Source organism: Pseudochrobactrum mosebachae (assembly GCF_048914685.1).
Taxonomy (GTDB): Bacteria; Pseudomonadota; Alphaproteobacteria; order Rhizobiales; family Rhizobiaceae; genus Pseudochrobactrum.
This window is the reverse complement of sequence record NZ_CP128408.1, coordinates 471374-492570: the sequence shown is the minus strand read 5'-3', so window position 1 is coordinate 492570 and position 21197 is coordinate 471374. Positions and strand designations below refer to the sequence as shown.

Sequence of the window (21197 nt, the reverse complement as noted above, 5' to 3'; positions counted from 1 at the left end):
ACTCTCCGGTGTTTAGATTGCTGGTAGCAATGTGTCATTAAATTCTGGTGCTGAAAACCTGATTAATAGCGTAGCCGATAATGATTAGGGGCAATTCAACTTTGCTGATAGCGTGGTAACGCGCCGGATTTAGATTGCTTCGCAATGCCTGACGGCGCGAAGGATATTAAAAATGATTATCTACGAGAAAAACACCGAGGCTCAGCCAAATCCCGCTTCAGTTGTTGATAAAGTTATGGATCAGGTCTGTAAGGCCGTAGAAATTTCTAAAGACAGCGCTGAAAGAAAAGAGCTGACGGCTTTGTTGCTGGCTGAATTTACCAAGGGCGTTACTGATCACAGAAGATTGGTCGATATGGCTCTGGCTCAGATTGAAATGGGCACTCAGAAGAAGAAAAAACAGCAGCGTATGAGCGATAATTAAAGCTCTTGCCGAAAGCTTATATATTCTATGCTTCAATTACGGAAGCCTCCTGGATATTATGGCGCAACACGCTTATGGGAAAAACGCTATACCCAAAATGCGCACGGAGGGGGCTGGAAGATGGGGCTTATCTTTTCACCAAAGCGTGATCAGAAAAAATGAGCTGTTTAATCCGAACTGTTCTGCTAGAGCATTTCTCTATCAAGTTGAATCAACTTGATAGGTATGACAATGCGAAAACTCTAAAATCCAGAGCGAGCGCTGCGATCCAGCCTGAACGTTACCCGCTCTAGGGCTCTCCGCAACAGATAGCAGCATGGAAGTATTTATAAAATGGATTGGGTTCCTATAGTTTTTGGTGTGTTCAAACTTGTCGTATTAGGCATAGCAATGTTTTTTGCCATCAAATGGCACTACGATAAAGATAAAGAAGAGAAGGTGAGAAAAGCAGAAGAAGAGAAGATGAAGAGCGAATTAAGCGGAGCGACCTCACAGGCTCAATGACAATAAATAACCGATTTCGCTGTTGAAGGGTTAAAATGCATCTGGACCGCTTGAGGCCTTGCCTGATGAGATAGCCTCATTGGGTGATCATAAAGTAGGTTTATGTCTGGGCTTTTAGTTCGGAGTGATGCGAGGCAATGCATTTCTGTATGACCAGCTCTTTTCTGACCTTTAAACCCCTTGCCAGAAAAGTCTTTATATTCTAAGGCTTTTGTGTGTTCGGAGCGTAGCGCAGCTAGGTAGCGCACTTGACTGGGGGTCAAGGGGTCGGAGGTTCGAATCCTCTCGCTCCGACCATGATTTCAACGACTTAGCAAGCAGTTGATGCATGGCTGGTTTACAGTTTTCAGAACAGTTTACAGTTCACGTTCTGTTTTCGATCTTTTCAACGGCTGCACTTGATACAAGATAGTGCTTTCTGATGATGCTTTCAGCGTCTTTTTCAGAGTGTCCGGACACTTCGGCAATTTCCTTTATGGATGCTCCATTGCGATACGCGAGTGTTACAAATGTTCCGCGCAGATCGTGAAACGTTTTTCCTTTAATGTCAGCCTTCTCGAGGGCTTTTCGCCAAGAAGATTTGAAGCCTGACGCCCATGGCTTCCCCTGATTGTTGGTTAGAATGGTGACCGCATGCGCTCTTTGTACATTGTCCAGCGTATGTTTTAACTCAGATGCCACTTTCATGCGGATATGAGCACCTGTTTTACCTTGTCTAAGAGTAAGGGAGTTTCCGTCATACGCTGACCAAGTGAGTTTTAATAAGTCCCCTTGGCGTTGTCCCGTCCAGAGCGCCAGCATAAGCGCTCGAATAAGCGGCTCTGACGCTGACTGTTTAAATACAGCAATTTCTTCATCAGACCAAATCATCTCGCGTCTTGTGCCGTTACTGACCTTCTCTACCTTTTCAAGCGGGTGACGGGTTATCATTTCCCGATCATAGGCAAAAGCAAGAATGCGCTGCAAAATACTCATAAATAGGTCTGCTTTGCGCGGGTGCTTCTCTGCTATTTCATCACGCCATTGTAAGAATAGTGTTCGGGTTCCTGCCGCGGATATTTTACGCGAAGGCATGTCGTAAAACTCGGCCTCGATGCCCCTTATGGCTATCTCGTAACCTTCTTTTGTAGATGGCTTCAACGTTTGGAAAGCAGGGGAGCGCATATAGTCCCGAATGATTTCTGAAAGTCTCCCCTCAAATGGGGCATCTTCTCTATTGCGGGATAGCTTTAGAAATTCAGAAACAAATGCTTGAGTGTTTGGTTTCGCCGTGATGCGTGGCCCACCGCGCCACGCATAAAAATAATACTGGACGGTGCCATTAGCCAGACGCTTTTTTACTCGATGTACTCCGGGCAGATCGACCTTCACGGCGCTTTCTCCAGTCCTCTAAGCTATTGCCACCATATGCGAGATCAGGGTCAATGGTGTTTTCATTTTTCAAATCGTCGACGGTCGGGTAAACACGGAACACTCTGCCGCGTTCATCCCTCATCTCAATAGGCACATTTCTTTTGGTTGAAATGATTGCCATGCGATCAAGGTCTGATTGCGTGATTGTGGCTTTTACTGTCACTCCCCACCTCCTTGCGCCAAGGCTGCGCGGTCTTCGTTAACAGGTGCGCTGTGTGAGGCTTGAGTTGTGTCGCTGAGGCGGGTCATATCTGGCGCTCCTGTACCGGTTCGTAAAGTGACCGACGGGGTGGTGTGATTTTTGACGACGGGGCTTTGGGCTGCTTATGGCTGGAGAGTGCTGATTTCGGGCGAACCGCACCGGTGGCTTTGTCACGCTGCCGATCAGATTTTCTGATCCGCTTTATATCGTCAGCAGTCTTTTCAGCGTGGCACACTCGACAGAGTAGGCGGCCATTGGCTACCGTTGCTTCACCGCCGAGTGCGCACGGCAGAATGTGATCCACTTCGCCTTCACCAGTTTTGAGCATTGCAGAGCATTTTTCACATTTGTGGTTTGCACGTGCGATGATTTTGGCTTTATCTTTTCGGGTAAATTCAATGCGCTTGCTCATGGCACCACCTCCGCTTCGTCAATTTGCGCTATACCGCATGCCAGTGCGATTGCATCAGTGGCCTCCAGTTCTCCAGTACAGACGTTGATGAAATGCTTGGTAATTGTCCGCGCTTTCGATTTTGCGTAATCAGATAGTTCAAAGCCCGCAGCATTAAATGAATGTGCTGTCGTCTTGATAATATCCGGATCATCGCCAATTGCAGACTTTAGCCGGATGATCAGTTCTTTCAATGATGCCTTATCCGTGCCTGTAAGGTGCATGGCAGAGCTTTGAGTTTCGAGGGTGGTGCTCGATGGGGATTGTTCATCACCCTCGACAGTGGCTGCAGATGGGGATTCCGCAGCCATTGTTTTTTGATCGTTGCATTCGGGAGTTTCGTCGATGACTTCCCCGTCAACAGTGACTGTTTCCTGCACGTTGATAGGATCATCGCATAGTGGGTCGGCAATCACTGTGGCCGGACGTGGTGAAACGTCTTTCATCCGGTCGTATTCGTCGGGCTCCATGATGCCGGAAAAACCAAATGCATAACGAGCAGCCTGAATGGCAGCCTTATGGCGCAGCATGCGATTAGGCCATTTCTTCCATGGTTCAGTTGGACGAAAGCATTCAGACATATATTCGATCACCGATACTGGACGTGTACGATCCTTGCGGTAAATCCGGCATTCGACTGAATATAGCTTTCCATCCTCGCTTGTGGTGTCTTGAAACTCCATTCCGTCGAATTGCGGGTGCGAGTTGATCAGGTTCATCCAGCCGTCAATGGAGACAATAGGCTGAATGCCACCACGATCAGGAAATGCGTAAATCTCTTTTGTAAGAGGGTTGAGCTTGTATTCCTTGGCAACCATCAGGAAAGCTGCAAACTGCTCGTTTGAGCAATCACCTTTGATCACGGTCGCCTTGATAGCTGAAACGAACGCTGCAGGCTCCATGTCGTAACGGGATGCCATGCTGTCTACGAGAGAGCGTTTTTGTGCTGGTTCTATCTGGTTCATATTAGCGACTTTCAAGAAGATGACGAGCAGTATGCTTTTCATCGACGCCGAGATCAGACTTTGTCGCAATCCAGTTGAGATAGTCGGGCGGCAAGTCAGCCCATTTCATCCCCCGATGTTTTCCAAAGGTGATTGTTTGTAAAATAACTGGTGCAGAAGTCAGACGGATTAGCTCGGATACACTGGAGGCAAGAATCAAGCGCCGTAATATATATGCAGTAACGAATGTGTCAGGACCGGCCCGATGAGGCGGCATAGCAGCATCGAAGGAAAAACCATCTTCATTATCAATCTTGAGGTGATAGCGCAGAACTTGATTGGAATGTCCCGGAGCATCTGTGAGCAGGTGCTTAGCGCACTGCATTGTACAAATCCAATCATGACTACCACCGCCAAAGAATGACCGTTCGAATTTGGCGTTATGAGCAGCGAACACATCGCCCGGCTCCATACCATCCATCAATACGCCACATGCAGTATCTGGCGATATGGCATGGGCTACATCAGCATCTGAAATGTGATGCACTGCACGGGTAACTGGTGGTATTGGGTGCCCCGGATTAACTAGGGTGGAGTATGGCCCGTGAATTGAACAATCCTTGTGAACATCAGTCCAGCCAATTTCACATATACCTTTGGTCTGATCCTCTGGAAGGCCGGTTGTTTCAAGGTCAATAACTCTAATTTTCATGATTAAGATCCTGTCATAAGGCGCTGCTGGTACCAGACCGGCAGATCGGTTTCGTCTAATTCTTCAAGTGGAGTGGACGGCACCCAAGCTGTATCGGTTCCGAACTCGGCCATGTATACGCGGTAATTGGTGACTGCCTGTGTGATCAAACTACGGGCATAACTGAATAGTGGGTTGCCCGGAGAAAGCTTGATGCCGTGGGAAATCGGAGCGCCGTCTTTCTGCCAAAACACAAAGACAAAAGCGAAAACCTCATTTGCCGCGACTTTTTTCAGCCATTCCGGATCATGAGAGCCGAACACGCGGCCTTCATCAAGCAGGCGTTTAAGCTGGCGTCGACCTTCGGTGTAATGCTCTGCGGAAATGATGTAATCATAACTCGCCACTGCATCGCGGCAGGCTTTCGCAAATTCCTTATCATTGCGGTTGGCAATGGATTTCAGGTCAGTAATCGCGTTAAGTTTAAGGCAGTCAAACCGTGCTTTGAACCGTACATCATCAACCGTCCAGAATACGGACACTTCCGGCTGACCACCTTCAAAGGCGTTGGAAAGTGTCGTATTCGCTTTGATGAAGGCCGATGCGGCAAGGATTTTTGCATAGTCTTTGAACTTGATAAGTTCTTTGCCGGTTTTTTGAGCGAGAGTGAGCACTTCATCAAATATTGTAGGGCAGTCAGGAAATTGTTTGGCTCGAGTTATCAACTCTACTTTTGATCCTGATTTGGATGCTTTCTTTCGAGATAGAAAATCACGAAGATCGTCAGTGGTTTTCAAGCAGCCCTGATAATTGTCAGAGATTGGTTCGGGTGCGTATCTAGCGGTAAATTTATCTCGACCTTCCAGAACACAAAGATGTAATTGACGGCCGAAAATTTTGGCCGGCGTATCGTCATTCTCATCACGGGCGGGATTCATCCAGCTTGCCCACCAGAAGTCGGGCGCATTGCCGATGAGCTTTTTCAAGCCAGTTGAGCCGATCGCTTTATCCGCATGATAAATGGCATCGGACATGCCGAAATATATTCCGTCCGGATGTTCAGTAAAACCAGCCTTTTCAGCGGCTTCCTGTACGACCTTGTTGGCAATATTTCCAATAGACTGCATATCCATGCTCAGGCTCCGACATACACGAGGAAAGTGGTTACAAAGGCAATGATTGCTGCCAGTGCTGCGAGATCTTCAAGAAATCCTGACATTTACGCAGCCTTATGAGTTTTGCGGTTCCGTCGATTCCGGCACGCTGTATCGCGCCAGTCTGAAACCTGTTGTGTGGTGAGATCTGAAATTTGCTCATCAGTGAACCAGTCGGCACCATGACGGCTTAAGGCTGCGATAACCGCATCACGAAAAGCATTCGAGCCAAAGTCATTGATGAATTTGATTTTGTGGTTGCGGGGAGCTTCCATCAGATTGAACCTCTGAGAAAAGCAGCCAGCTTGTTACGCTGCTGTTGAAACGCAGCAAGACGGATCGGGTCGAATGACCAATGATGCTGTTCTGCGGCCAGTTTCTGGCGGCGGATATATGTATCCAGACGGCGAATAACTGAAATCAGTTCATCCTCTGGTTTACAGTTCATCAAAACGTTCAGGGTGGTTAGTGTGTGAACGCCGCGATCAATCTGACTGCAGGCATCGTGAAGGGTTGCAGGCTGTGCAAGCTCTGCCAGTGCTACAGTCAAATTTCCAAATGTGGTTTGCAGTGCGGCGTTCATAGATTTCACTCCATCGTTACCGACAGATCAGCGCGGTTGGCCTCTTCGTGTCGTCGTTTGATGGGTTCAATGTATACGCAATAAACGTATATGCAAGTAAAATATACGAATTGTACGTAAAATTAATTGACGAGCGTACGCATCAAGCGTAAACACAGGGTCGTCGGCGCTTCATGTGTTGGCAAAAATTCAGTGGTGACGAGGGTGCAATTCCCTTTGCTGGTGCAGCCACAAGCGCGGGGGTCGTAAATCCTACGGTGCTGCCAGAAACAGAGGATGGAATACTGAAAGGTATCCTGCCAGATCGACCGACCGATATGACGGTTCAAGTCTGAGGCATACGACTCCCCACCTTTAGGAGGGCTTTTGTCTTTCTGGGGGTAGGGGGGTCTTTGCTTTCTTCCCTCCCTTAAATCAAGTTCAAATACAGTAAAAACAATAGGTTATAATATATTCAAGGTTTAAGAATAAAACATATACGAGCTAAAACTCAATCGTTTTCAGCAACCCATGCTCTGAGAATTTTTAAAGAAACTGAGCCCATACCGCTAATCATTTTTGCGTCGAGGGATCGAAAATCATCGATTTCCGGTTCCCAGTCACTTGGCGGCCAATATCCATAACCGTTTGCTTTCCAAAGCGCATTCTTGATGCGGAAATAGATGCGATCGTTATGACAAAAATCCTTGAGAGGTGGGAATTTGTCCATGTCGAAGAATAGCATGGATTATTATCTGCAAAAGTAACCCCGCCGGAGCAGCTTACCATGGATGTTTATCTTTGTAGCATCCATGGTAGTGAGTTACATAAAATTTAGGTTTAAATTAATCTGCTAATGAATTGATGCGACACGGATATTTGTACGGTTATTGCTTTTTTGGTGGCCAAGTTCCGCCAACCAGTTACATAAGTTTACGCCCAGTACGGTGCATGTTTTGCATTGAGATTTAGTTCCCACGTTCTACTTGAAATACAAATTGAATTGATTGTTAACTAGTTCGTGCTATGTTCCATGCGCGGGGGAGTTGGTATGATTATGAGAAAATTTATTTTACGAGCATGCGCTTATTGTGAACGGCCTTTTAAGGGGCCATTCACTGATTTTTCTCCAGGCCTTTATTGTGGGGAATGTAGCTCAGAACGTCGGATCAATGCGAAAAAGGCCTTTTCAAACGCTAAATTTGCTAACACTGATGACGGTGCTTATATCGTTCCAATTTCACATTTAATTCGCGTTAAAAAAAGCGCGTAACTCTTTTTCTGCTTGTATATAACCTATTCGTTTCGTGCCGCCCATTTTTCTTGAGCGTCCGACTCCGGAGGCAGGGTCACTGACTGATTCCCATGAGTACACTCGTTCAGAATGTCGTAGTAGCCTCACAGTCTGGACACGCGTCTTGTGAAGCCTAATCCATGTTATCTGATTAACTGTATTTTCGCAGGACCACGAGTCTGTGATATCGATAGCCCCCAATAAGCGAGAAACAACACGCATATCATTGGGACGACCATGTGGGTCATCGCATAACATTCTACGAATAACTCTGCGCCATGTGTCACTCACATGCGGCAACCATTTGAGGGAGTTAGCAAAACCACCGTTGGATACGACGTACCGAGGTGGAACTTGGGTTGAATACCAGTCATGACCATGGAGAAGCCGATATAGCGTGACGCCATGAGCCCAAATGTCACTTTTGATACTACATACGCGGTCTTCATAGTATTCCGGTGCAAGATGGTCTCTGTAACCCGCTCCCTCAGCGTATCCATCTACTATATCATCCGTAACTAGACCGAAGTCACTGACTTTTGCTATATTTCGTTCATTAAGTAGGATGTTTGCAGGCTTGATATCTCTATGGATCATGCCGCGATCATGAAGTGAGGCTAGCCCTAGGCTGACATCTTTGCCAATTTTACGCACTTTTGAGGCTAACATTGGCCCCGTTTTGTAATGTGGCTCGAGCGACCCGCCTTCACAATATTCCATCACCAAATGCACACCATCACCAGCTAGCGCATGCGTTACATAATGTACATGTACTATGTTTTTATGGGTAGCACGCTGAAGAGAATTCCCCTCAGCGATCAGGCCATTTTTTCTGGCAGTCCAATATTCTTGATCTTCGTCTTCGCGCTGCTCCATGATTTTGATAGCAAGACGTTCGCGAATAGCATCGCTTCCTATATGAACACGACCAAAGTGACCACGTCCAATTTCTTCCCCAATTTGTAGCGTTGCTTGAATTCCTGTCATTTTCTGCACTGAGTGAGGATACAAAAAGCAGCTTCTTTGCTTCCTGCCCTCACGCCCCCTTCAAAATTCTCATTCCAGAATCCGGCGTCTCTCGCATAGTCGTCAACATTGCGCTCCCCTATGTTTTTGCTCATAGTTGCTTTCGCTACGGCTTTAGTCTCGCACACGGAGGCTAAGGCAGCGATAACAACTCCACGTAATTCAGCAGAGTGAAAATGTGCCAGTGTTGGTCGTCCTTGTTGAGAAACAGCGCTGGCTTTAACAACTGACGCAGTTATATTTTGTTCACGCGCATAATCTGCTAATTCACTATGGAGAGTGGCATAGGCTTCTGCCTTGTCGCCTTTCTGCAAGGACAAAGTGAAGTCATTATTTATAGTAATTGGCTCACTTTCATTTTCAGGAACGCTTGCGTCAACGATAATTGCTTTTTCTCCGGAAACGGAAACTCCAAGCCATCGCACCATCATGATTTTTTCACCATTAGTAATATTCCCCACTTACCCGCCCCCGGGTTGTTATTTGAATAAATCAGCAGTTCTTGCCTATGAATACATAGTTTCTCGAGCTTCACGGATATCAATTTTTGCGTTGTAGCCATGCTTTTCTAAGAGGTGAAGAAGGTTTGAGCCTGAGAAAAGTGTAATTGGTTTTCCGGATGCAAACTTGTATGCATCCGGTCCATAGTCTGCTGTAGTTATGAGAACGCCGCGTGATGCACCTTCGTGCTGCATTGTACCAAAGAGGTCTCGAACGGCAGAAACGCCTACAGTTCTCGTATACCGTTTTGCTTGGATTACAATTTTTCCACCTGTAATCGGGTCAGGATCGAATGCCACAGCATCCACTCCTCCATCACTGCTAGATTGGGTCACCTTTACTTCTCCACCGCGTGAGGCAAATTCCTTTTCAAACAGCTCCCGAACAAGATGCTCGAAATCGTTCCAGTCCATTGCAGCTAAGTTGGTTGCGTAATCGATACCATCGATTGTATTTCTACCATCAATAAAGCGCCGGTCATCTTTGTTCATATCAATTACGGGTGGAATCGCAGCTAGAGATGCGAGCGAAGCCGCAGAGACGCCTTTTAAATTTTTGAAACATGCTTTGGGGTCAATACGCCCCAAATCGATGCTCATGAACTTATCACGATCAACAAGAACGGACATAATACAAGCGGTAGTATCTTGACCTGTTGTGCGATCAATATAAGTCGTCGTGCCGTTGAAGAGAATTTTCTGGATATTCTCATTCTCATCAGCTTCAAACAACTCATGTATTGTACGTAAGCAGATTTGATAGCAGACAGCATCGAAATTGCTTTTTTTCTCGCGATCAGAAATGTGTGTTTCTTTCATTTCGCGGGTGCTGGCGACAAAACGAACTTGTTTTAAAGTCGGTATTTTATCCGGCGATGGAAGTTCGTATTGTACGAGGAGTATTTTATCTTCTGACTGATACTCAATTTGATATGATTTCTCAAAAAGATCGTCATAGTCAGAAAACTCTAGAACAAGAGACGCATGCTCAATTACAGAGTTAGTATCGCCTTTTGATACGCCATCTGCCAACTGATCGATCTTAGCGTTATATACTTGTTGTTCTTGATCAAAAGTATTTTTAGCGTGCGTTTCGGCTGTTTCAAAACGCTCTTTCAACTGCATCCAAGTATTAGTATCAGCTTCATGCTTTTTGAACGCAACTAAGTTATTCTCGTCCCATTTATTGAGAGCTGCGATATGTTGCTCATTGGCCACGGCTAATTTTTGCTTGGCTTTTCTAAACAATCGATCCCATATGCTGATCTCCGGCCATCGCTTTTCAGGTTTATGATATTTAACTAGTTTTGGGGATGGTGTTGAGAATGATTTTCTCTTGTAGGTCTCTTTCTTTTTTAACGATTCCCACTCGACACGATCATCAACGCTTAATGTGTGACCAAGAATTTGGCTCAGCCGATCTAGCTGAGATTGTGCTTCAACTGTTGCAGTTTCAGCTTCCTCTTTGCTAGCAAAAAGCTTTGTTTTTGTAAGGTATGTTTCGTACTTTTTGTCCCAGTCGGACATTAAAGCATCTACTTTCCCTTGTAGTAGATAGAACTCAGGCGCACTAAGATCCTTGTGGAGGTTCAATTCTTTGTGCCAAAAATTAACATAATATCGTAATATTCTCGATCCATCAGCGCTGTGTTTAGCTTCGATCTGACCTAATTTGATAGACTTAAGATATTTCGAAGAAACTTTAATTTTTGACACTAACTTGGCCCCCGCAATTAACTATTTCCGCGCCATATGTCCGCAGATGCGCCCGATGATTGTCAGCCTGTCCAACTCAACCGTGAAGGTTTCAAGAATTGGATTGTCGGAAATGATTTTTACCTGCTTTGGATCGCTGAACGGTATTTTCTGTAACCGCTTAATCTGTGGCGGTTCATCGTCATAACTGATCGCATAGACGGTATCTGTGTTCATAACGTCTTGTGACAGGTCAATCAGCACCTTGTCGCCGGGCAGATAGGTAGGCTGCATAGAGTCGCCAATCACTTCCATAATGGTACTGTGGCGCGGCGAGACATTTAACTCTTTGAGATATTCGTGTGGAATTACCCACTCTCTAAGCACTCGATGCCCAGATACATTGTTATCCCCGACTGGCAAATTGATTATATCGCCAATAGTTCCGTTGCCGGCACCAAGCTTAACATCAAGCTCTGGTATCGCGCCTGCTGTCTGTGGCTTCCAGTGTTCTCGAGAATACGCGCCTCCATCCTGTGAGTCTTCATCTGGGTCATAACTGGATATTAAAGATCGCTTTGCACCCTGCATCAACCGCATGCGCGCTTCTGGATTTGACAATGCCCATACTTCATCGTCGACAATTGGCGGGGTGCCACGCCCAGCAAGAGGTCCAACGAGTTTCGCGGCGAGATCCATTTGAATGAATTCTTTTATGAAGTCGTTTTCATTCTCATAGCGTTGGATGCTGGATGCGCGCGCATAGCCAATGGCTTTAGCCAGCTCATCCATCGAGAAGCCAGCTCGTTCACGCAGTTTTCTGAAATGATCTGTAACTGAAAATATTGGCTTGGTCATGGAATCAAGCTTACGTGGAATGCGTTTACGTTTTCTACGTTGACATAGTTACGTATTGTGCGTACAAATACGTAAATTGAAACGTATGGGAACTTAGTATGCAAATCTCCCCTGCCGAATTTGTGATAAATAAGCTGGGTGGTCTTACCAAGACTGCAAGAGCTTGTGGCAAGCCAGTCTCTACAGTTCAGGGCTGGAAGGATCGCGGTAGTATTCCACAAGGACATTGGAACTCTCTTATTGAGGCTATCTCAGCAGATGGCGGAGAGGTCGAGTACGCAGATTTCATAAATGCACATCAAGCTCCCGTTGATGCCTAACGCGACTTTCATGTCAGTTTTGCCCCCGCTTGTCTGACATGGAAAAGGGCTGATGCGAATTCCTCCCCGCATCAGCCCCACTCATTACCTGCCTCAAATCTGGTCTGTAAAATTATCGTCCAGTGCGAACGGGTCATTAGAATTGGCGGGTTTCAGGCGATTACCGTCACCTTTTTCCCACCAGTATATTCCGCAAGTCAGATGCGTAGCGTTTTCTGAAAGCGGTAGTTCGAGTTGCACCGGCAATCCACGTTTCATTCGTTTTGACGGTGCTTTCATAGCCAGCCTTTCGAGTAACAAGTTCACTGCACACACCCTTTCTATCCATGAGGTTTGTGCATGTCCGACAAAAGAGTTTCCGCGTACGGAAAAAATGTTTCCGAGGTAACCACCATGACTTTCATCAATGACGCGCTCAAAGACGCTCAGTTCTGGGCGGAAGAATTGCAGAACGCCGAATTTAAAGGCCTGGGCGATACCAGAGAAGCAGCTCGTTACCGTGTTGCGCGAAAGACTGGTGTTCCGGAGAGCTACCTCAAGCGCCTCCGTTACAGATGCCACGAAATGACAGACGTGGCCGGTTCAACCTACCGGTTGCTGATGCTGGCATACGAATCCATGTGCCAGCGAAATGAAGAAGCCGCGAAGCGCTACAGAGCCGAGCGGCTGTCGCTGAGGGAACCCGATGAGGTTGATCAAAAGCCTGCTCATACGAGCATGGGAAAAGGCGCTGCTCGTAATTGAGCATTTCCGACACATAAGAAGGAAAAAGAAAAATGAAAGCATCCACAGGCCATAATTCCAGACTGACAGAAAATGACAAAAAAGCATTGTTCTTTCATCACATGCGCAAGCGCATGACCCATATTGCTGCCGCTGCTGATATTGCGAAGGCAAAAAAAGATGATGGTAAAAACGCACAAGCAGATGGCGTTGTTCTTGGTGATCTGGATTTTGCAATCAAGGCGTTTAATGCCGACGACAAAGCCACAGTAACCGATCGCTATCTTGCGCATGGTGAAGTGCTGACATGGCTCAATCTTGTGCCAGGCTTTCAAACTGACCTGTTACGTGATCGCGCACCGGCGATTGAACGCATTGAAGGTGAGGGCGAATTGGCTGGCCTTGCCGGTAAAGACCCAAAAAGCCCACACGATGCCGGATCTAATGAAGATATGGTGTGGTTGCGTGGTTGGGATCGCGGTCAGAAATTCATGCGCGATAATCTGCAAGCTGCAATGGAAAAGATAAATTCTGGATCCGAGGAAGATGCAGACCCTGATTTTCCTGAGCAGGAGGCAGCGTGAACGAGCAGCCTTCAGTTGCTGAGCTGATTATGCTGGCAGCGGCCTGTTATTTTGTGGCCGCTGTCATGCTCCTTGCCCCGTTTTATCTCTGGATTTTTGGATAAGCCATGACTGTAGTCGCCTCAAATTATGCCCGCGCTGAAAACGACCTCTACCAGACAGAGCCTTGGGCAACCGAGGCGCTTCTGCGTAACTTCCCAGTCAAAGGTCTGTTTACATGGGAGCCAGCCGCAGGCAACCACATGATGGCTGATGTTCTAAATGAGCATGGGGCGGCAGTCTTTACCTCCGATATTGCAACTTATGACAAGCAGCATGATGAGACACTGGATTTTCTTGATAAGTCATTCTGCCCCAAAATGGCGATTGATGCACTCATTACAAACCCGCCATATGGCAAAGGAAACCGTGATGCTGTGAAGTTTGCCGAGCTTGCGCTTCAGCGCTGCTCTGGTCTGGTAGCTTTGCTGCTGACTGCCAAATTCGATTTTGGCAAAACCCGCCGCCACCTGTTTGCTGATAACCCGCGTTTCATTGCCAAGATTAATCTTGTTGACCGTATCCAGTGGTTTGCAGGCGCAATGACGGGCACCGAGGATCACGCTTGGTATGTCTGGGGAGCTGCGCCTTTAATTCCTGTGAAGCCAGTCATTTTGTATGAGGGCAAGCAATGAATGCTGCTCCTGACGCTCACGCAAGACAAGAAAATCGCGATTACCGGTTGCGTATCTATATGCGGGCCAATGCAGGTCGATGGATAGCACGGGACAGCATCATGCTCGCGTGTGGCTTTGACAGCCCAAAGAGGCAGCTAGTCGGCGCATATGTCCAGTTTCATAACAGCGTTATTCGAGTGAATCAGCAGCTAAAGGCTGAGGGTTTGAAGATTGCCCGATCCGAGGATGGCGCAGAAATATATTCTCTCATTTTAATCGTGGAGGCCGAGTGATGGCGCTTATTCTTGGGCTTGACCCCAGTCAAAATACCGGATGGGCTTTATATGATCCAAGCCGTGAGATTTCGACAATCCGCTGCGGCATAATTAAATTCACGGCTGAAGCTGGCAAGTTTGAACAGAACGCAAGCAGACTTGGGCGCGCATTTGCAACATTTGTAAAGGAGCAAGGCAGACCAGATTTTGCTGTTATTGAGCAAGCTCCGCGTCAACCAGCCGGACAGTTTAAAGCCAAGGCTCAAGTCAAAACTGTACGCTTTATGGGACAGGAAATGCCTGCACAGAGCGGAGATGATGAAACCTCAGGCGGTGGCGGGTTGCAGTCCACACTTTCGACAAATCAAATGGCTGCCGCTTTGGCCTCCATTCTTGGCGCTTACAATGTCCCTTTCGTGACGATGACGGATAGTGATTGGAGGAAACGAGCTTATGGATTTGGAAGGCAAAAGGGATGGGCGCGCAAAGAGTGGAAAAAGCATTCACGTCAACAGTGTATGCAGCAAAAAATTCACGTTACCAATGATGATATGGCTGAAGCATGCTGGATAGCCTTCGCAGGAGCTAGTTCTGATGAATTCAAGATGCTCAGCATGAGGGCTGCGGCATGACATATCACCCGTCGAACATTGAGCCAAAGCTGCCGGATGCCATTGAGCATGAGCAATACCTGCTTGGCAGCTTGTTTTTGGACAATTCAACATATTGGCGTGTTGCCAGCTTTTTAAGGCCGGAGCATTTCTCTGACCCGGTCCATGCTGATGTTTATGCCAAAACCGGCAAGATGATTAGTGAAAACCGCACTGCCAATCCGGTAACTCTCAAGCCTTATATTGATGCCTCTATCAACGTGGGCGATATGAGCTTATTTCAGTATCTTGTCCGATTATCATCAAATGCCGTTGGCAATATGAGTGTCTATGACTGGGGCCGAGGTATTCTGGAAGTTTGGTCACGCCGTCAGCTTTATAAGCTCGCACAGTCACTGATTGATCAGACTGTATCTATGCCGATTGATGTAAGCCCTGCAAAACTGATTGCGGCGGCTGCTGACCGATTGACTGAAATATCTCGTGAAGGTGACGAACGCGCCGGTGCAATGAAATACGGTGTGTTACTGCCTAAGGCGATTGATCGCGTGGCAAAAGCTAGTCTTGAACAGAACACACTAATTCCGTGGTTCCTCCCTGAGATTACGCAAGTAGCCGGTGATATTCGCCGAGGTAACCTGATTGGTTTCATGTCAGACAGTGGAGGTGGAAAAACCAGCTTCAGCCTGCAACAGTGCCGGCATGCTGCAAAAGCCGGTTTTAAGTCTGCATTCTTCTCTATCGAAATTACAGATGAAGAAGCAGCACTACAGGCCGCAGCACAGGCAAGCAAGATCAGTCTTGGCCGATTGGATTCTTATTCGCTGAATACAAAAGAGCAGGGTAGTATCGAAGCGGAGCTTTTGAAGTCTATTAATCTGCCGTTCAATATCGTGGCTTTTTCAGACTGCACTCTGTCTGATATACGTATCAAGATGGAAGCGATGAAACGGTCAGCAGGTCTTGATTTGGTTATTATCGATCATGCTAAAATGATCAATCTTCCAGGCAAATCCAATGAAATGTTCGCAGAGCGTATCAACGCTCTTTATCGCGGGTTGAAAGGCTTGGCCAAATCGCTTGATGTGGCAATCGTTATTCTAATTCAGCGCAATGAGGAGTGGAAAGGCCGCTGGAAGCTTAAAGGCAATATTCGCCCTATGATGGGTGATGCCTATGGCGGCGGCGGTGTTAAACAGAACCTTGATGTGTGGTTTTCTCTTTATCGTCCTGAGCCGCTTTATAAAGAGCTGATCCCGCAGGAAATGAACCAAGAGCGGCGGGATGATCTTATCCTAAAATATGAAAACAGTCGCGGAAAAGCAGTGGTTATCAATCACAAGCGGCGCCGCGGTGTGCCAAATCAAGATGCAGAAATTTTGTTCGAGGCAGAATACACGATGTTTAAATCCTCACAGGAAGAAGCCGCACAATCTGCCTTTGATGCAATGTTTTAATGGTGCTGAATGGCAAAAGGTAAGCTGGATACATTGCTAGACGGTCTTGGTATCAAATTGGTGCCGATCTATCGCCGTCGAGCAGCCGCACAAAGCCATGCACGCGGCACCATGCACGAATTACGAAACAGTTATGGTGACGGGCATTTGATCTTCGTTTTGCGATGCATCCGCCAGACCATGAATAATCGTGATGAATTATGGTCGGAAACCATTGGAGCTATATCTGACGTGCTTATTCAGCGCCCAGATTGGGCGGAGCGAGCCGGTGAAGCGCTTGATGCTTTCGATAGTGTTCCTCTTGGTGTTTTACGTGGTGAAGCTGTAGCGCGGCGACCTTGGCCGGTGAGACCCACCCTGAGAACTTTAATTTACAAGCAATTGGAGGTCATACTTGATGAACCAGAAATCCGCCTTGACCTTTGAACAGCTAAACGAAAACGCTGCTATCATCATGGAACTGTCATTCGTAGTCAGAGCGCGGATTATTGAGGCCGCTGATACAATGATGCATATCAATGTTGGTGGTATCCGCCCGTCAGTAATGCGGACATTCTGGCCGGACTATCAGGATGACGAGATTGGTGGCCATTCGGTCGGTTATGGACGGAACGAAACCCGCACCAGATATGTTCCTACCAGTAAAGCAATCAGTCGTGCCGAGGAGGTTTTATACTGCTGGATGCCTGAATATGTGCTGGATGATGAGCGCCGATTGATACTTTCACAATATGGAATGTGCATGGCTGCACCGAAAAAGGTAGGTTCTTTCCGCTCATTCTGTGAAAAAACTGGTCGTGTTCGTCGGACTGCAGAGCGGCGATTAGATACTCAGATTATTGATATAACGGCGATCTTATGGAAAAAAGCTCAATCCTTACAATGCCCTGACTGGTCAAGGGTGTCGCCAATGCTGCCCAAATCAGGTATCAAATTGGATAAGATGGCAACAGTCATGCACTGGATGAGTGAAGGTGCAAGACCAAGTAACCTACCAGAAACGAGAGAGGCAGCTTAAAGGCTGCCTTTTTATTTCAGCTGCGTCTTATTATCTTCACAATTGACAGCTATATATCGTTCATAGGCATTGCTAAGCAGCGCGTATCTCACAGCGCTCGCAAATGTCTTCATCAATTTAGACCTTTGACCACGGATGTACTGGCACTGGAAATTAAATGATGAGTAGGAAGGTCGGTGCAGTATTGCCCCGGCCTTTTTTATTGTCGAAAATCACCACTGATTTTCCTCACGGTTCAGTAAGTTTGGTTTATCTGAATGGTTTGGTAATCATTTTGGATTTACGCGTTGGATGTTCAAGAAGTTCGCCCCAGTTATCATCCCATAACTCCTCCTCATCAAGAATAACAGTTTCATAAAATGCAGACCCAAATGAAGAGGTTGCAATTTGCAATACTTCTTCAACTGGGTAATCAGCCATCTGAGTTTGTTCGTCAGGCAAACGGTATCCTGCTCGAACTCCATCAGATGTAGAGTAAATCGTCACGACTGCATCTTTCTCGTTATTAACATAAGCTTTTGAAACTTTGTACCAAGTCTTCATTTGGCGTCCTATATCTAAGCACTTACAGTTTCAGTAATAGACTGTAACACTCATCCCAAAGCAAGCGATATACGCGCACCGGTGAAAGGATAACTCATGACCGATGAAGCGCCGGTAACAGGCAGGCCAAGACAATGACCCTTACTGCAAAGCAAGAGCGTTTCGTCGCTGAGTACCTGATCTATCTGAACGCCACACAGGCCGCGATACGCGCCGGTTACAGTGAGAAGACGGCGCAGGAGCAGAGTTCCCGCCTGTTATCAAATGTTATGGTTGCGAAAGCTGTTGCTGAGTCTCAAGCCAGAGTGTCCGTTAAAGCTGAGTGGAACGCCGCTGACAGGCTCCGCATGCTCGCTGACATTGCTGAGGCCGCTATTAAAAACGACCCGCGTGTGGCGGTTTCTGCCATTGCCGAAGCGAACAAAATGCAGGGTAGTCATGCACCAAACAAACAGGAAATCACCGGCAAAGATGGTGGCGCAATTGAGGTAAGAACCATTGAGCGCAAGATCATCGACCCTATCCATTCCGACACCACGGGCATTCCAGCCGCTCTTATCACCAGCACGATATAAGGCAGCACACGGCGGGCGAGGATCAGGTAAATCCCATTTCTTCGCGGATCTGCTGATTGACAAATGCATTGATAAAATGGGCGTCCGCGCCGTGTGTATTCGTGAAAAGCAAAAGTCGCTGCAACAGTCTGTAAAGCAATTGCTGACTGATAAGATCAACAGCCAGGGCTTAGGGCATTATTTCGTTATTCAGAAAGAGCGGATCCTTACGCAAGGCGGCGGTATGATCCTTTTTATGGGGATGCAGGATCACACGGCTGACAGCATTAAATCTCTTGAAGGCTTTGATGTGGCTTGGCTAGAAGAGGCACAAAGGATCTCGAACCATTCCTTAAAACTCTTGCGCCCGACCATGCGTAAAGAGGGATCCGAAATATGGGCAGGCTGGAATCCAGACATGCCTACAGATCCGATTGATCAGTTCTTTCGTGGGGCAGAGGCGCCGCCTAACAGCGTTACCGTCAATGTGAATTGGTGGGATAATCCGTGGTTTCCTTCGACACTGGTTGATGAAAAGAATTACGACTACAGGCGCGATAAAGATAAATACAACCACGTTTGGGCTGGTGGTTATAATGAAAATAGCGAAAAGCAGGTTTTCAAAAACTGGAAAATTGAAGAGTTTGAGGCCCCGCAAGATACAACCTTTTACATGGGCGCAGATTGGGGCTTTGCGCAGGATCCTACTGTTTTAATCAGGATCCACATTGTTGGCCGAACGCTGTTTGTCGATTATGAGGCTTACAAGGTCGGTTGTGAAATCGATCATACGCCTACGCTATTCCGCACCGTTCCGGATAGTCATTTATGGCAGATCAGAGCCGATAGTGCCCGACCTGAAACGATCTCATACATGCGCCGGCATGGGTTTCCAAAGATCATGCGATCAACCAAAGGGGCCGGATCCGTTAAAGACGGGATCGAGTTTCTAAAGTCTTATGACATCGTTGTGCATCCGCGATGCATCCATTTGATAGACGAATTAATGCACTATTCTTACAAACTGGATCGGCTCACAGACGAAGTGACGAACCTGCTTGAAGATAAGAAAAACCACGTAATTGATGCATTCCGTTATGCGCTTGAACAAGTCAGACGCAAGGGCCGGACTATGAGCGTCGGCACCTATTGAGGTTTTAACCATGAATATGATTGGCACTAAAACAACGGCGGCTCTATTGGAGCCATCGGCCGATTACAACGCTATGCGTGGTTATTGGCGAAAGGTTGCTGCAATCACTGGCGGCGTTGATGCCATGCGAAAAGGATCCCGTGACTTTCTTCCACAATTCCCGAATGAGAGCCAAAAGAACTACGCACACAGGCTATCAACTTCGAAATTCACAGACATTTACAGCGATATTGTTGAGAACATTGCTTCTAAGCCGTTCTCTAAGGAAGTTAGCGTAAAGGTTGGGAAAAGAGATGATTTACCGGAACCGCTAAAGTCAATCGTTGAAGACATTGACGGTGCGGGCAATCACTTGCACAAAGTTGCTGGTGATGTGTTTTATTACGGCATTCATAACGCCATTGACTGGATCTTTGTTGACTTTCCGTCAATGCCTGAAGGCGCGACGCTTGCTCAAGAGCGTGCAGCCGGTGCCCGACCTTATTGGTCACGTGTACCAGCAACACGATTGCTATGGGCCGACACTGATGTGATCGGGGGACTTGAAGAATTTGTATTCGTCAAGATCCATGAAACAGCGCTGCAAACCGTTGTTAAAAACAAAATCACACAAGAGATTCCAGTTGAGCGCGTGCGGATCCTGAAGCGATTGAAGGATGATAAGACGGCCAACTACATGCCCCCAATCTGGGAGCTTTGGGAGCGAAAGAATACCGGTCGCGAAACATGGGAAATGATTAACGGCGGCATGATCACCATCGGTATTATTCCTCTTGTGCCGTTCTATACCGGACGACGGGATGCCGGGTCTTTCAATGTCAGGCCACCTATGCGGAATGTCGCTGAATTACAGATTGAGCATTACCAGCAAGAAACCAATCTCAAGAGCGCCCGCGAATTAACGGCATTTCCTATGTTTGGTGCTGAGGGAGTTGATCCGCCGCTAGATGATGCAGGCCAGCCGATAGAGATCCGATCCGGCCCGTCAACGGTCTGGTATAGCCCGCCGGTTGAAGTTGGATCAGTGGGCACATTTAAAGTGCTGGAAATTTCCGCCTCTTCACTCAAATTTCTTTCGGGTGAAGTCAAGGAAACCGCGGCAGCAATGCGAGAGCTTGGCAGACAGCCGCTTACAGCAGGAACGTCAGGCATTACGCAGGTTGCAGCAGCATTCGCGTCACAGAAGACAAGTAGCGCGGTACAGGCATGGGCTTTTAACCTCAAAGACAGTCTTGAGCGTGCCTTTGGTTTCACGATGCTCTGGATTTCAAGCTCGGATGAGCCTGAAGTCAACGTGCATACTGATTTTGCTATTGAGATCGGTGACGACAAAGCGCCTGCAATCCTCATGGATGCATACAAAGAGGCGGTAATCAGCCGGCAGACGTTGCGTAATGAGCTTCAGCGCCGCTCGATCCTTTCCCCCGAATTCAACAACAAAGAGGAAGAGGAGCGGATTGCAAGCGAAGTGCCAGCCAACAATTACACCGACAACGAGAATACGGGAGGCGAATTTGAGACGCCACCGGCAGGAGCCAAGCCCGATCCGATAGAGACGGCTTAAACGGCGACGGATGCGCCATCA

General features: G+C 47.2%; 28 protein-coding genes and 1 tRNA gene. 14 read left to right on the top strand and 15 right to left on the bottom strand.

The window, feature by feature from the left end; all coding sequences use genetic code 11:
• Positions 1-172 precede the first annotated feature (172 nt).
• The 3 genes from MP213Fo_RS02315 (at position 173) to MP213Fo_RS02305 (ending at position 1225) form a co-directional block, all read left to right on the top strand.
• Positions 173-424 (top strand): hypothetical protein, encoded by a 252-nt coding sequence (locus MP213Fo_RS02315; protein ID WP_421090086.1) that lies wholly within the window; start codon positions 173-175, stop codon positions 422-424.
• A gap of 333 nt (positions 425-757) precedes the next feature.
• Positions 758-928 (top strand): hypothetical protein, encoded by a 171-nt coding sequence (locus MP213Fo_RS02310; protein ID WP_421090085.1) that lies wholly within the window; start codon positions 758-760, stop codon positions 926-928.
• A 220-nt stretch (positions 929-1148) separates the two neighbouring features.
• Positions 1149-1225 (top strand) — tRNA-Pro (locus tag MP213Fo_RS02305).
• A 66-nt stretch (positions 1226-1291) separates the two neighbouring features.
• Here MP213Fo_RS02305 and MP213Fo_RS02300 read toward each other — a convergent pair.
• From MP213Fo_RS02300 to MP213Fo_RS02240, 13 genes are all read right to left on the bottom strand, one after another.
• On the bottom strand, positions 1292-2299 hold the full coding sequence (locus MP213Fo_RS02300; RefSeq protein WP_421090084.1) for a tyrosine-type recombinase/integrase: 1008 nt from the start codon (positions 2297-2299) through the stop codon (positions 1292-1294).
• The gene (locus tag MP213Fo_RS02295; RefSeq protein ID WP_421090083.1) at positions 2250-2504 is read right to left on the bottom strand and encodes a hypothetical protein; all 255 of its coding nucleotides are present in this window, start codon (positions 2502-2504) and stop codon (positions 2250-2252) included. Before MP213Fo_RS02295 ends, MP213Fo_RS02300 begins: the two co-directional genes overlap by 50 nt.
• An 82-nt stretch (positions 2505-2586) precedes the next feature.
• On the bottom strand, positions 2587-2955 hold the full coding sequence (locus tag MP213Fo_RS02290) for an HNH endonuclease (RefSeq protein ID WP_421090082.1): 369 nt from the start codon (positions 2953-2955) through the stop codon (positions 2587-2589).
• Complete coding sequence (locus tag MP213Fo_RS02285) at positions 2952-3959, bottom strand: RecT family recombinase (protein ID WP_421090081.1); 1008 nt, start codon at positions 3957-3959, stop codon at positions 2952-2954. Before MP213Fo_RS02285 ends, MP213Fo_RS02290 begins: the two co-directional genes overlap by 4 nt.
• Position 3960: 1 nt before the next feature.
• Complete coding sequence (locus MP213Fo_RS02280) at positions 3961-4650, bottom strand: exonuclease domain-containing protein (protein ID WP_421090080.1); 690 nt, start codon at positions 4648-4650, stop codon at positions 3961-3963.
• A 2-nt stretch (positions 4651-4652) separates the two neighbouring features.
• Entirely contained in the window at positions 4653-5762 is a 1110-nt protein-coding gene (locus MP213Fo_RS02275) for a PD-(D/E)XK nuclease-like domain-containing protein (protein ID WP_421090079.1), read from the bottom strand.
• A gap of 86 nt (positions 5763-5848) precedes the next feature.
• Positions 5849-6058 (bottom strand): hypothetical protein, encoded by a 210-nt coding sequence (locus MP213Fo_RS02270; RefSeq protein WP_421090078.1) that lies wholly within the window; start codon positions 6056-6058, stop codon positions 5849-5851.
• Positions 6058-6366 carry a hypothetical protein gene (locus MP213Fo_RS02265; protein WP_421090077.1) on the bottom strand — a complete coding sequence of 103 codons (309 nt, stop codon included), beginning with the start codon at positions 6364-6366 and terminating at the stop codon, positions 6058-6060. Before MP213Fo_RS02265 ends, MP213Fo_RS02270 begins: the two co-directional genes overlap by 1 nt.
• Positions 6367-6856: 490 nt before the next feature.
• Positions 6857-7090: a hypothetical protein gene (locus MP213Fo_RS02260; RefSeq protein WP_421090076.1), complete on the bottom strand. Its 234-nt coding sequence runs from the start codon at positions 7088-7090 to the stop codon at positions 6857-6859.
• A gap of 501 nt (positions 7091-7591) precedes the next feature.
• Positions 7592-8626, bottom strand: coding sequence for a serine/threonine-protein kinase (locus MP213Fo_RS02255; RefSeq protein WP_421090075.1), 1035 nt, complete (start codon positions 8624-8626; stop codon positions 7592-7594).
• Positions 8623-9126, bottom strand: a complete 504-nt coding sequence (locus tag MP213Fo_RS02250; protein ID WP_421090074.1) for a hypothetical protein — start codon at positions 9124-9126, stop codon at positions 8623-8625. Before MP213Fo_RS02250 ends, MP213Fo_RS02255 begins: the two co-directional genes overlap by 4 nt.
• Before the next feature lie 45 nt (positions 9127-9171).
• On the bottom strand, positions 9172-10881 hold the full coding sequence (locus MP213Fo_RS02245; protein WP_421090073.1) for a restriction endonuclease: 1710 nt from the start codon (positions 10879-10881) through the stop codon (positions 9172-9174).
• Between the two features lie 21 nt (positions 10882-10902).
• Positions 10903-11718, bottom strand: a complete 816-nt coding sequence (locus MP213Fo_RS02240) for an XRE family transcriptional regulator (RefSeq protein WP_421090072.1) — start codon at positions 11716-11718, stop codon at positions 10903-10905.
• A gap of 98 nt (positions 11719-11816) precedes the next feature.
• Between MP213Fo_RS02240 and MP213Fo_RS02235 the strand changes: the two genes are divergently transcribed.
• Complete coding sequence (locus MP213Fo_RS02235) at positions 11817-12038, top strand: carph-isopro domain-containing protein (protein WP_421090071.1); 222 nt, start codon at positions 11817-11819, stop codon at positions 12036-12038.
• A 93-nt stretch (positions 12039-12131) separates the two neighbouring features.
• Here the strand turns inward: MP213Fo_RS02235 and MP213Fo_RS02230 are convergent, their stop codons facing one another.
• Entirely contained in the window at positions 12132-12344 is a 213-nt protein-coding gene (locus MP213Fo_RS02230; protein ID WP_421090070.1) for a hypothetical protein, read from the bottom strand.
• A 33-nt stretch (positions 12345-12377) separates the two neighbouring features.
• On the opposite strand from MP213Fo_RS02230, the gene MP213Fo_RS02225 reads away from it, so the two are divergent.
• The 7 genes from MP213Fo_RS02225 to MP213Fo_RS02195 all read left to right on the top strand — a co-directional run bounded on the left by MP213Fo_RS02225 (position 12378) and on the right by MP213Fo_RS02195 (position 17362).
• Positions 12378-12782 (top strand): hypothetical protein, encoded by a 405-nt coding sequence (locus MP213Fo_RS02225; protein WP_421090069.1) that lies wholly within the window; start codon positions 12378-12380, stop codon positions 12780-12782.
• 32 nt (positions 12783-12814) lie between these two features.
• Positions 12815-13345, top strand: coding sequence for a hypothetical protein (locus tag MP213Fo_RS02220; RefSeq protein ID WP_421090068.1), 531 nt, complete (start codon positions 12815-12817; stop codon positions 13343-13345).
• A gap of 107 nt (positions 13346-13452) precedes the next feature.
• A complete protein-coding gene (locus tag MP213Fo_RS02215) occupies positions 13453-14019 on the top strand; it encodes a hypothetical protein (protein ID WP_421090067.1) in 567 nt (188 codons plus the stop codon).
• Positions 14020-14293: 274 nt separating this feature from the next.
• A complete protein-coding gene (locus MP213Fo_RS02210) occupies positions 14294-14908 on the top strand; it encodes a hypothetical protein (RefSeq protein WP_421090066.1) in 615 nt (204 codons plus the stop codon).
• Entirely contained in the window at positions 14905-16344 is a 1440-nt protein-coding gene (locus tag MP213Fo_RS02205) for a DnaB-like helicase C-terminal domain-containing protein (RefSeq protein ID WP_421090065.1), read from the top strand. Before MP213Fo_RS02210 ends, MP213Fo_RS02205 begins: the two co-directional genes overlap by 4 nt.
• Before the next feature lie 9 nt (positions 16345-16353).
• Entirely contained in the window at positions 16354-16770 is a 417-nt protein-coding gene (locus tag MP213Fo_RS02200; RefSeq protein ID WP_421090064.1) for a hypothetical protein, read from the top strand.
• The gene (locus MP213Fo_RS02195; RefSeq protein WP_421090063.1) at positions 16742-17362 is read left to right on the top strand and encodes a hypothetical protein; all 621 of its coding nucleotides are present in this window, start codon (positions 16742-16744) and stop codon (positions 17360-17362) included. Before MP213Fo_RS02200 ends, MP213Fo_RS02195 begins: the two co-directional genes overlap by 29 nt.
• A 249-nt stretch (positions 17363-17611) precedes the next feature.
• Here the strand turns inward: MP213Fo_RS02195 and MP213Fo_RS02190 are convergent, their stop codons facing one another.
• Positions 17612-17905 carry a hypothetical protein gene (locus tag MP213Fo_RS02190; protein ID WP_421090062.1) on the bottom strand — a complete coding sequence of 98 codons (294 nt, stop codon included), beginning with the start codon at positions 17903-17905 and terminating at the stop codon, positions 17612-17614.
• Positions 17906-18039: 134 nt separating this feature from the next.
• Here MP213Fo_RS02190 and MP213Fo_RS02185 point away from each other — a divergent pair, with 134 nt between their 5' ends.
• Genes MP213Fo_RS02185 through MP213Fo_RS02175 form a run of 3 tightly spaced genes read left to right on the top strand, consistent with a single transcriptional unit; the run spans position 18040 to position 21176 of the window.
• On the top strand, positions 18040-18480 hold the full coding sequence (locus MP213Fo_RS02185) for a terminase small subunit (RefSeq protein ID WP_421090061.1): 441 nt from the start codon (positions 18040-18042) through the stop codon (positions 18478-18480).
• Complete coding sequence (locus MP213Fo_RS02180; RefSeq protein WP_421090060.1) at positions 18404-19612, top strand: PBSX family phage terminase large subunit; 1209 nt, start codon at positions 18404-18406, stop codon at positions 19610-19612. Before MP213Fo_RS02185 ends, MP213Fo_RS02180 begins: the two co-directional genes overlap by 77 nt.
• Before the next feature lie 10 nt (positions 19613-19622).
• Complete coding sequence (locus tag MP213Fo_RS02175; protein WP_421090059.1) at positions 19623-21176, top strand: DUF4055 domain-containing protein; 1554 nt, start codon at positions 19623-19625, stop codon at positions 21174-21176.
• Positions 21177-21197 lie beyond the last annotated feature (21 nt).

Coding starts and splice junctions, on each gene's coding strand:
- MP213Fo_RS02225 (WP_421090069.1), top strand. CDS start 12,378: ATGTCCGACAAAAGAGTTTCCGCGTACGGAAAAAATGTTTCCGAGGTA.
- MP213Fo_RS02260 (WP_421090076.1), bottom strand. CDS start 7,090: ATGCTATTCTTCGACATGGACAAATTCCCACCTCTCAAGGATTTTTGT.
- MP213Fo_RS02205 (WP_421090065.1), top strand. CDS start 14,905: ATGACATATCACCCGTCGAACATTGAGCCAAAGCTGCCGGATGCCATT.
- MP213Fo_RS02280 (WP_421090080.1), bottom strand. CDS start 4,650: ATGAAAATTAGAGTTATTGACCTTGAAACAACCGGCCTTCCAGAGGAT.
- MP213Fo_RS02310 (WP_421090085.1), top strand. CDS start 758: ATGGATTGGGTTCCTATAGTTTTTGGTGTGTTCAAACTTGTCGTATTA.
- MP213Fo_RS02290 (WP_421090082.1), bottom strand. CDS start 2,955: ATGAGCAAGCGCATTGAATTTACCCGAAAAGATAAAGCCAAAATCATC.
- MP213Fo_RS02270 (WP_421090078.1), bottom strand. CDS start 6,058: ATGGAAGCTCCCCGCAACCACAAAATCAAATTCATCAATGACTTTGGC.
- MP213Fo_RS02210 (WP_421090066.1), top strand. CDS start 14,294: ATGGCGCTTATTCTTGGGCTTGACCCCAGTCAAAATACCGGATGGGCT.
- MP213Fo_RS02200 (WP_421090064.1), top strand. CDS start 16,354: ATGGCAAAAGGTAAGCTGGATACATTGCTAGACGGTCTTGGTATCAAA.
- MP213Fo_RS02185 (WP_421090061.1), top strand. CDS start 18,040: ATGACCCTTACTGCAAAGCAAGAGCGTTTCGTCGCTGAGTACCTGATC.
- MP213Fo_RS02265 (WP_421090077.1), bottom strand. CDS start 6,366: ATGAACGCCGCACTGCAAACCACATTTGGAAATTTGACTGTAGCACTG.
- MP213Fo_RS02235 (WP_421090071.1), top strand. CDS start 11,817: ATGCAAATCTCCCCTGCCGAATTTGTGATAAATAAGCTGGGTGGTCTT.
- MP213Fo_RS02215 (WP_421090067.1), top strand. CDS start 13,453: ATGACTGTAGTCGCCTCAAATTATGCCCGCGCTGAAAACGACCTCTAC.
- MP213Fo_RS02220 (WP_421090068.1), top strand. CDS start 12,815: ATGAAAGCATCCACAGGCCATAATTCCAGACTGACAGAAAATGACAAA.
- MP213Fo_RS02240 (WP_421090072.1), bottom strand. CDS start 11,718: ATGACCAAGCCAATATTTTCAGTTACAGATCATTTCAGAAAACTGCGT.
- MP213Fo_RS02285 (WP_421090081.1), bottom strand. CDS start 3,959: ATGAACCAGATAGAACCAGCACAAAAACGCTCTCTCGTAGACAGCATG.
- MP213Fo_RS02175 (WP_421090059.1), top strand. CDS start 19,623: ATGAATATGATTGGCACTAAAACAACGGCGGCTCTATTGGAGCCATCG.
- MP213Fo_RS02275 (WP_421090079.1), bottom strand. CDS start 5,762: ATGGATATGCAGTCTATTGGAAATATTGCCAACAAGGTCGTACAGGAA.
- MP213Fo_RS02315 (WP_421090086.1), top strand. CDS start 173: ATGATTATCTACGAGAAAAACACCGAGGCTCAGCCAAATCCCGCTTCA.
- MP213Fo_RS02195 (WP_421090063.1), top strand. CDS start 16,742: ATGAACCAGAAATCCGCCTTGACCTTTGAACAGCTAAACGAAAACGCT.
- MP213Fo_RS02255 (WP_421090075.1), bottom strand. CDS start 8,626: ATGACAGGAATTCAAGCAACGCTACAAATTGGGGAAGAAATTGGACGT.
- MP213Fo_RS02190 (WP_421090062.1), bottom strand. CDS start 17,905: ATGAAGACTTGGTACAAAGTTTCAAAAGCTTATGTTAATAACGAGAAA.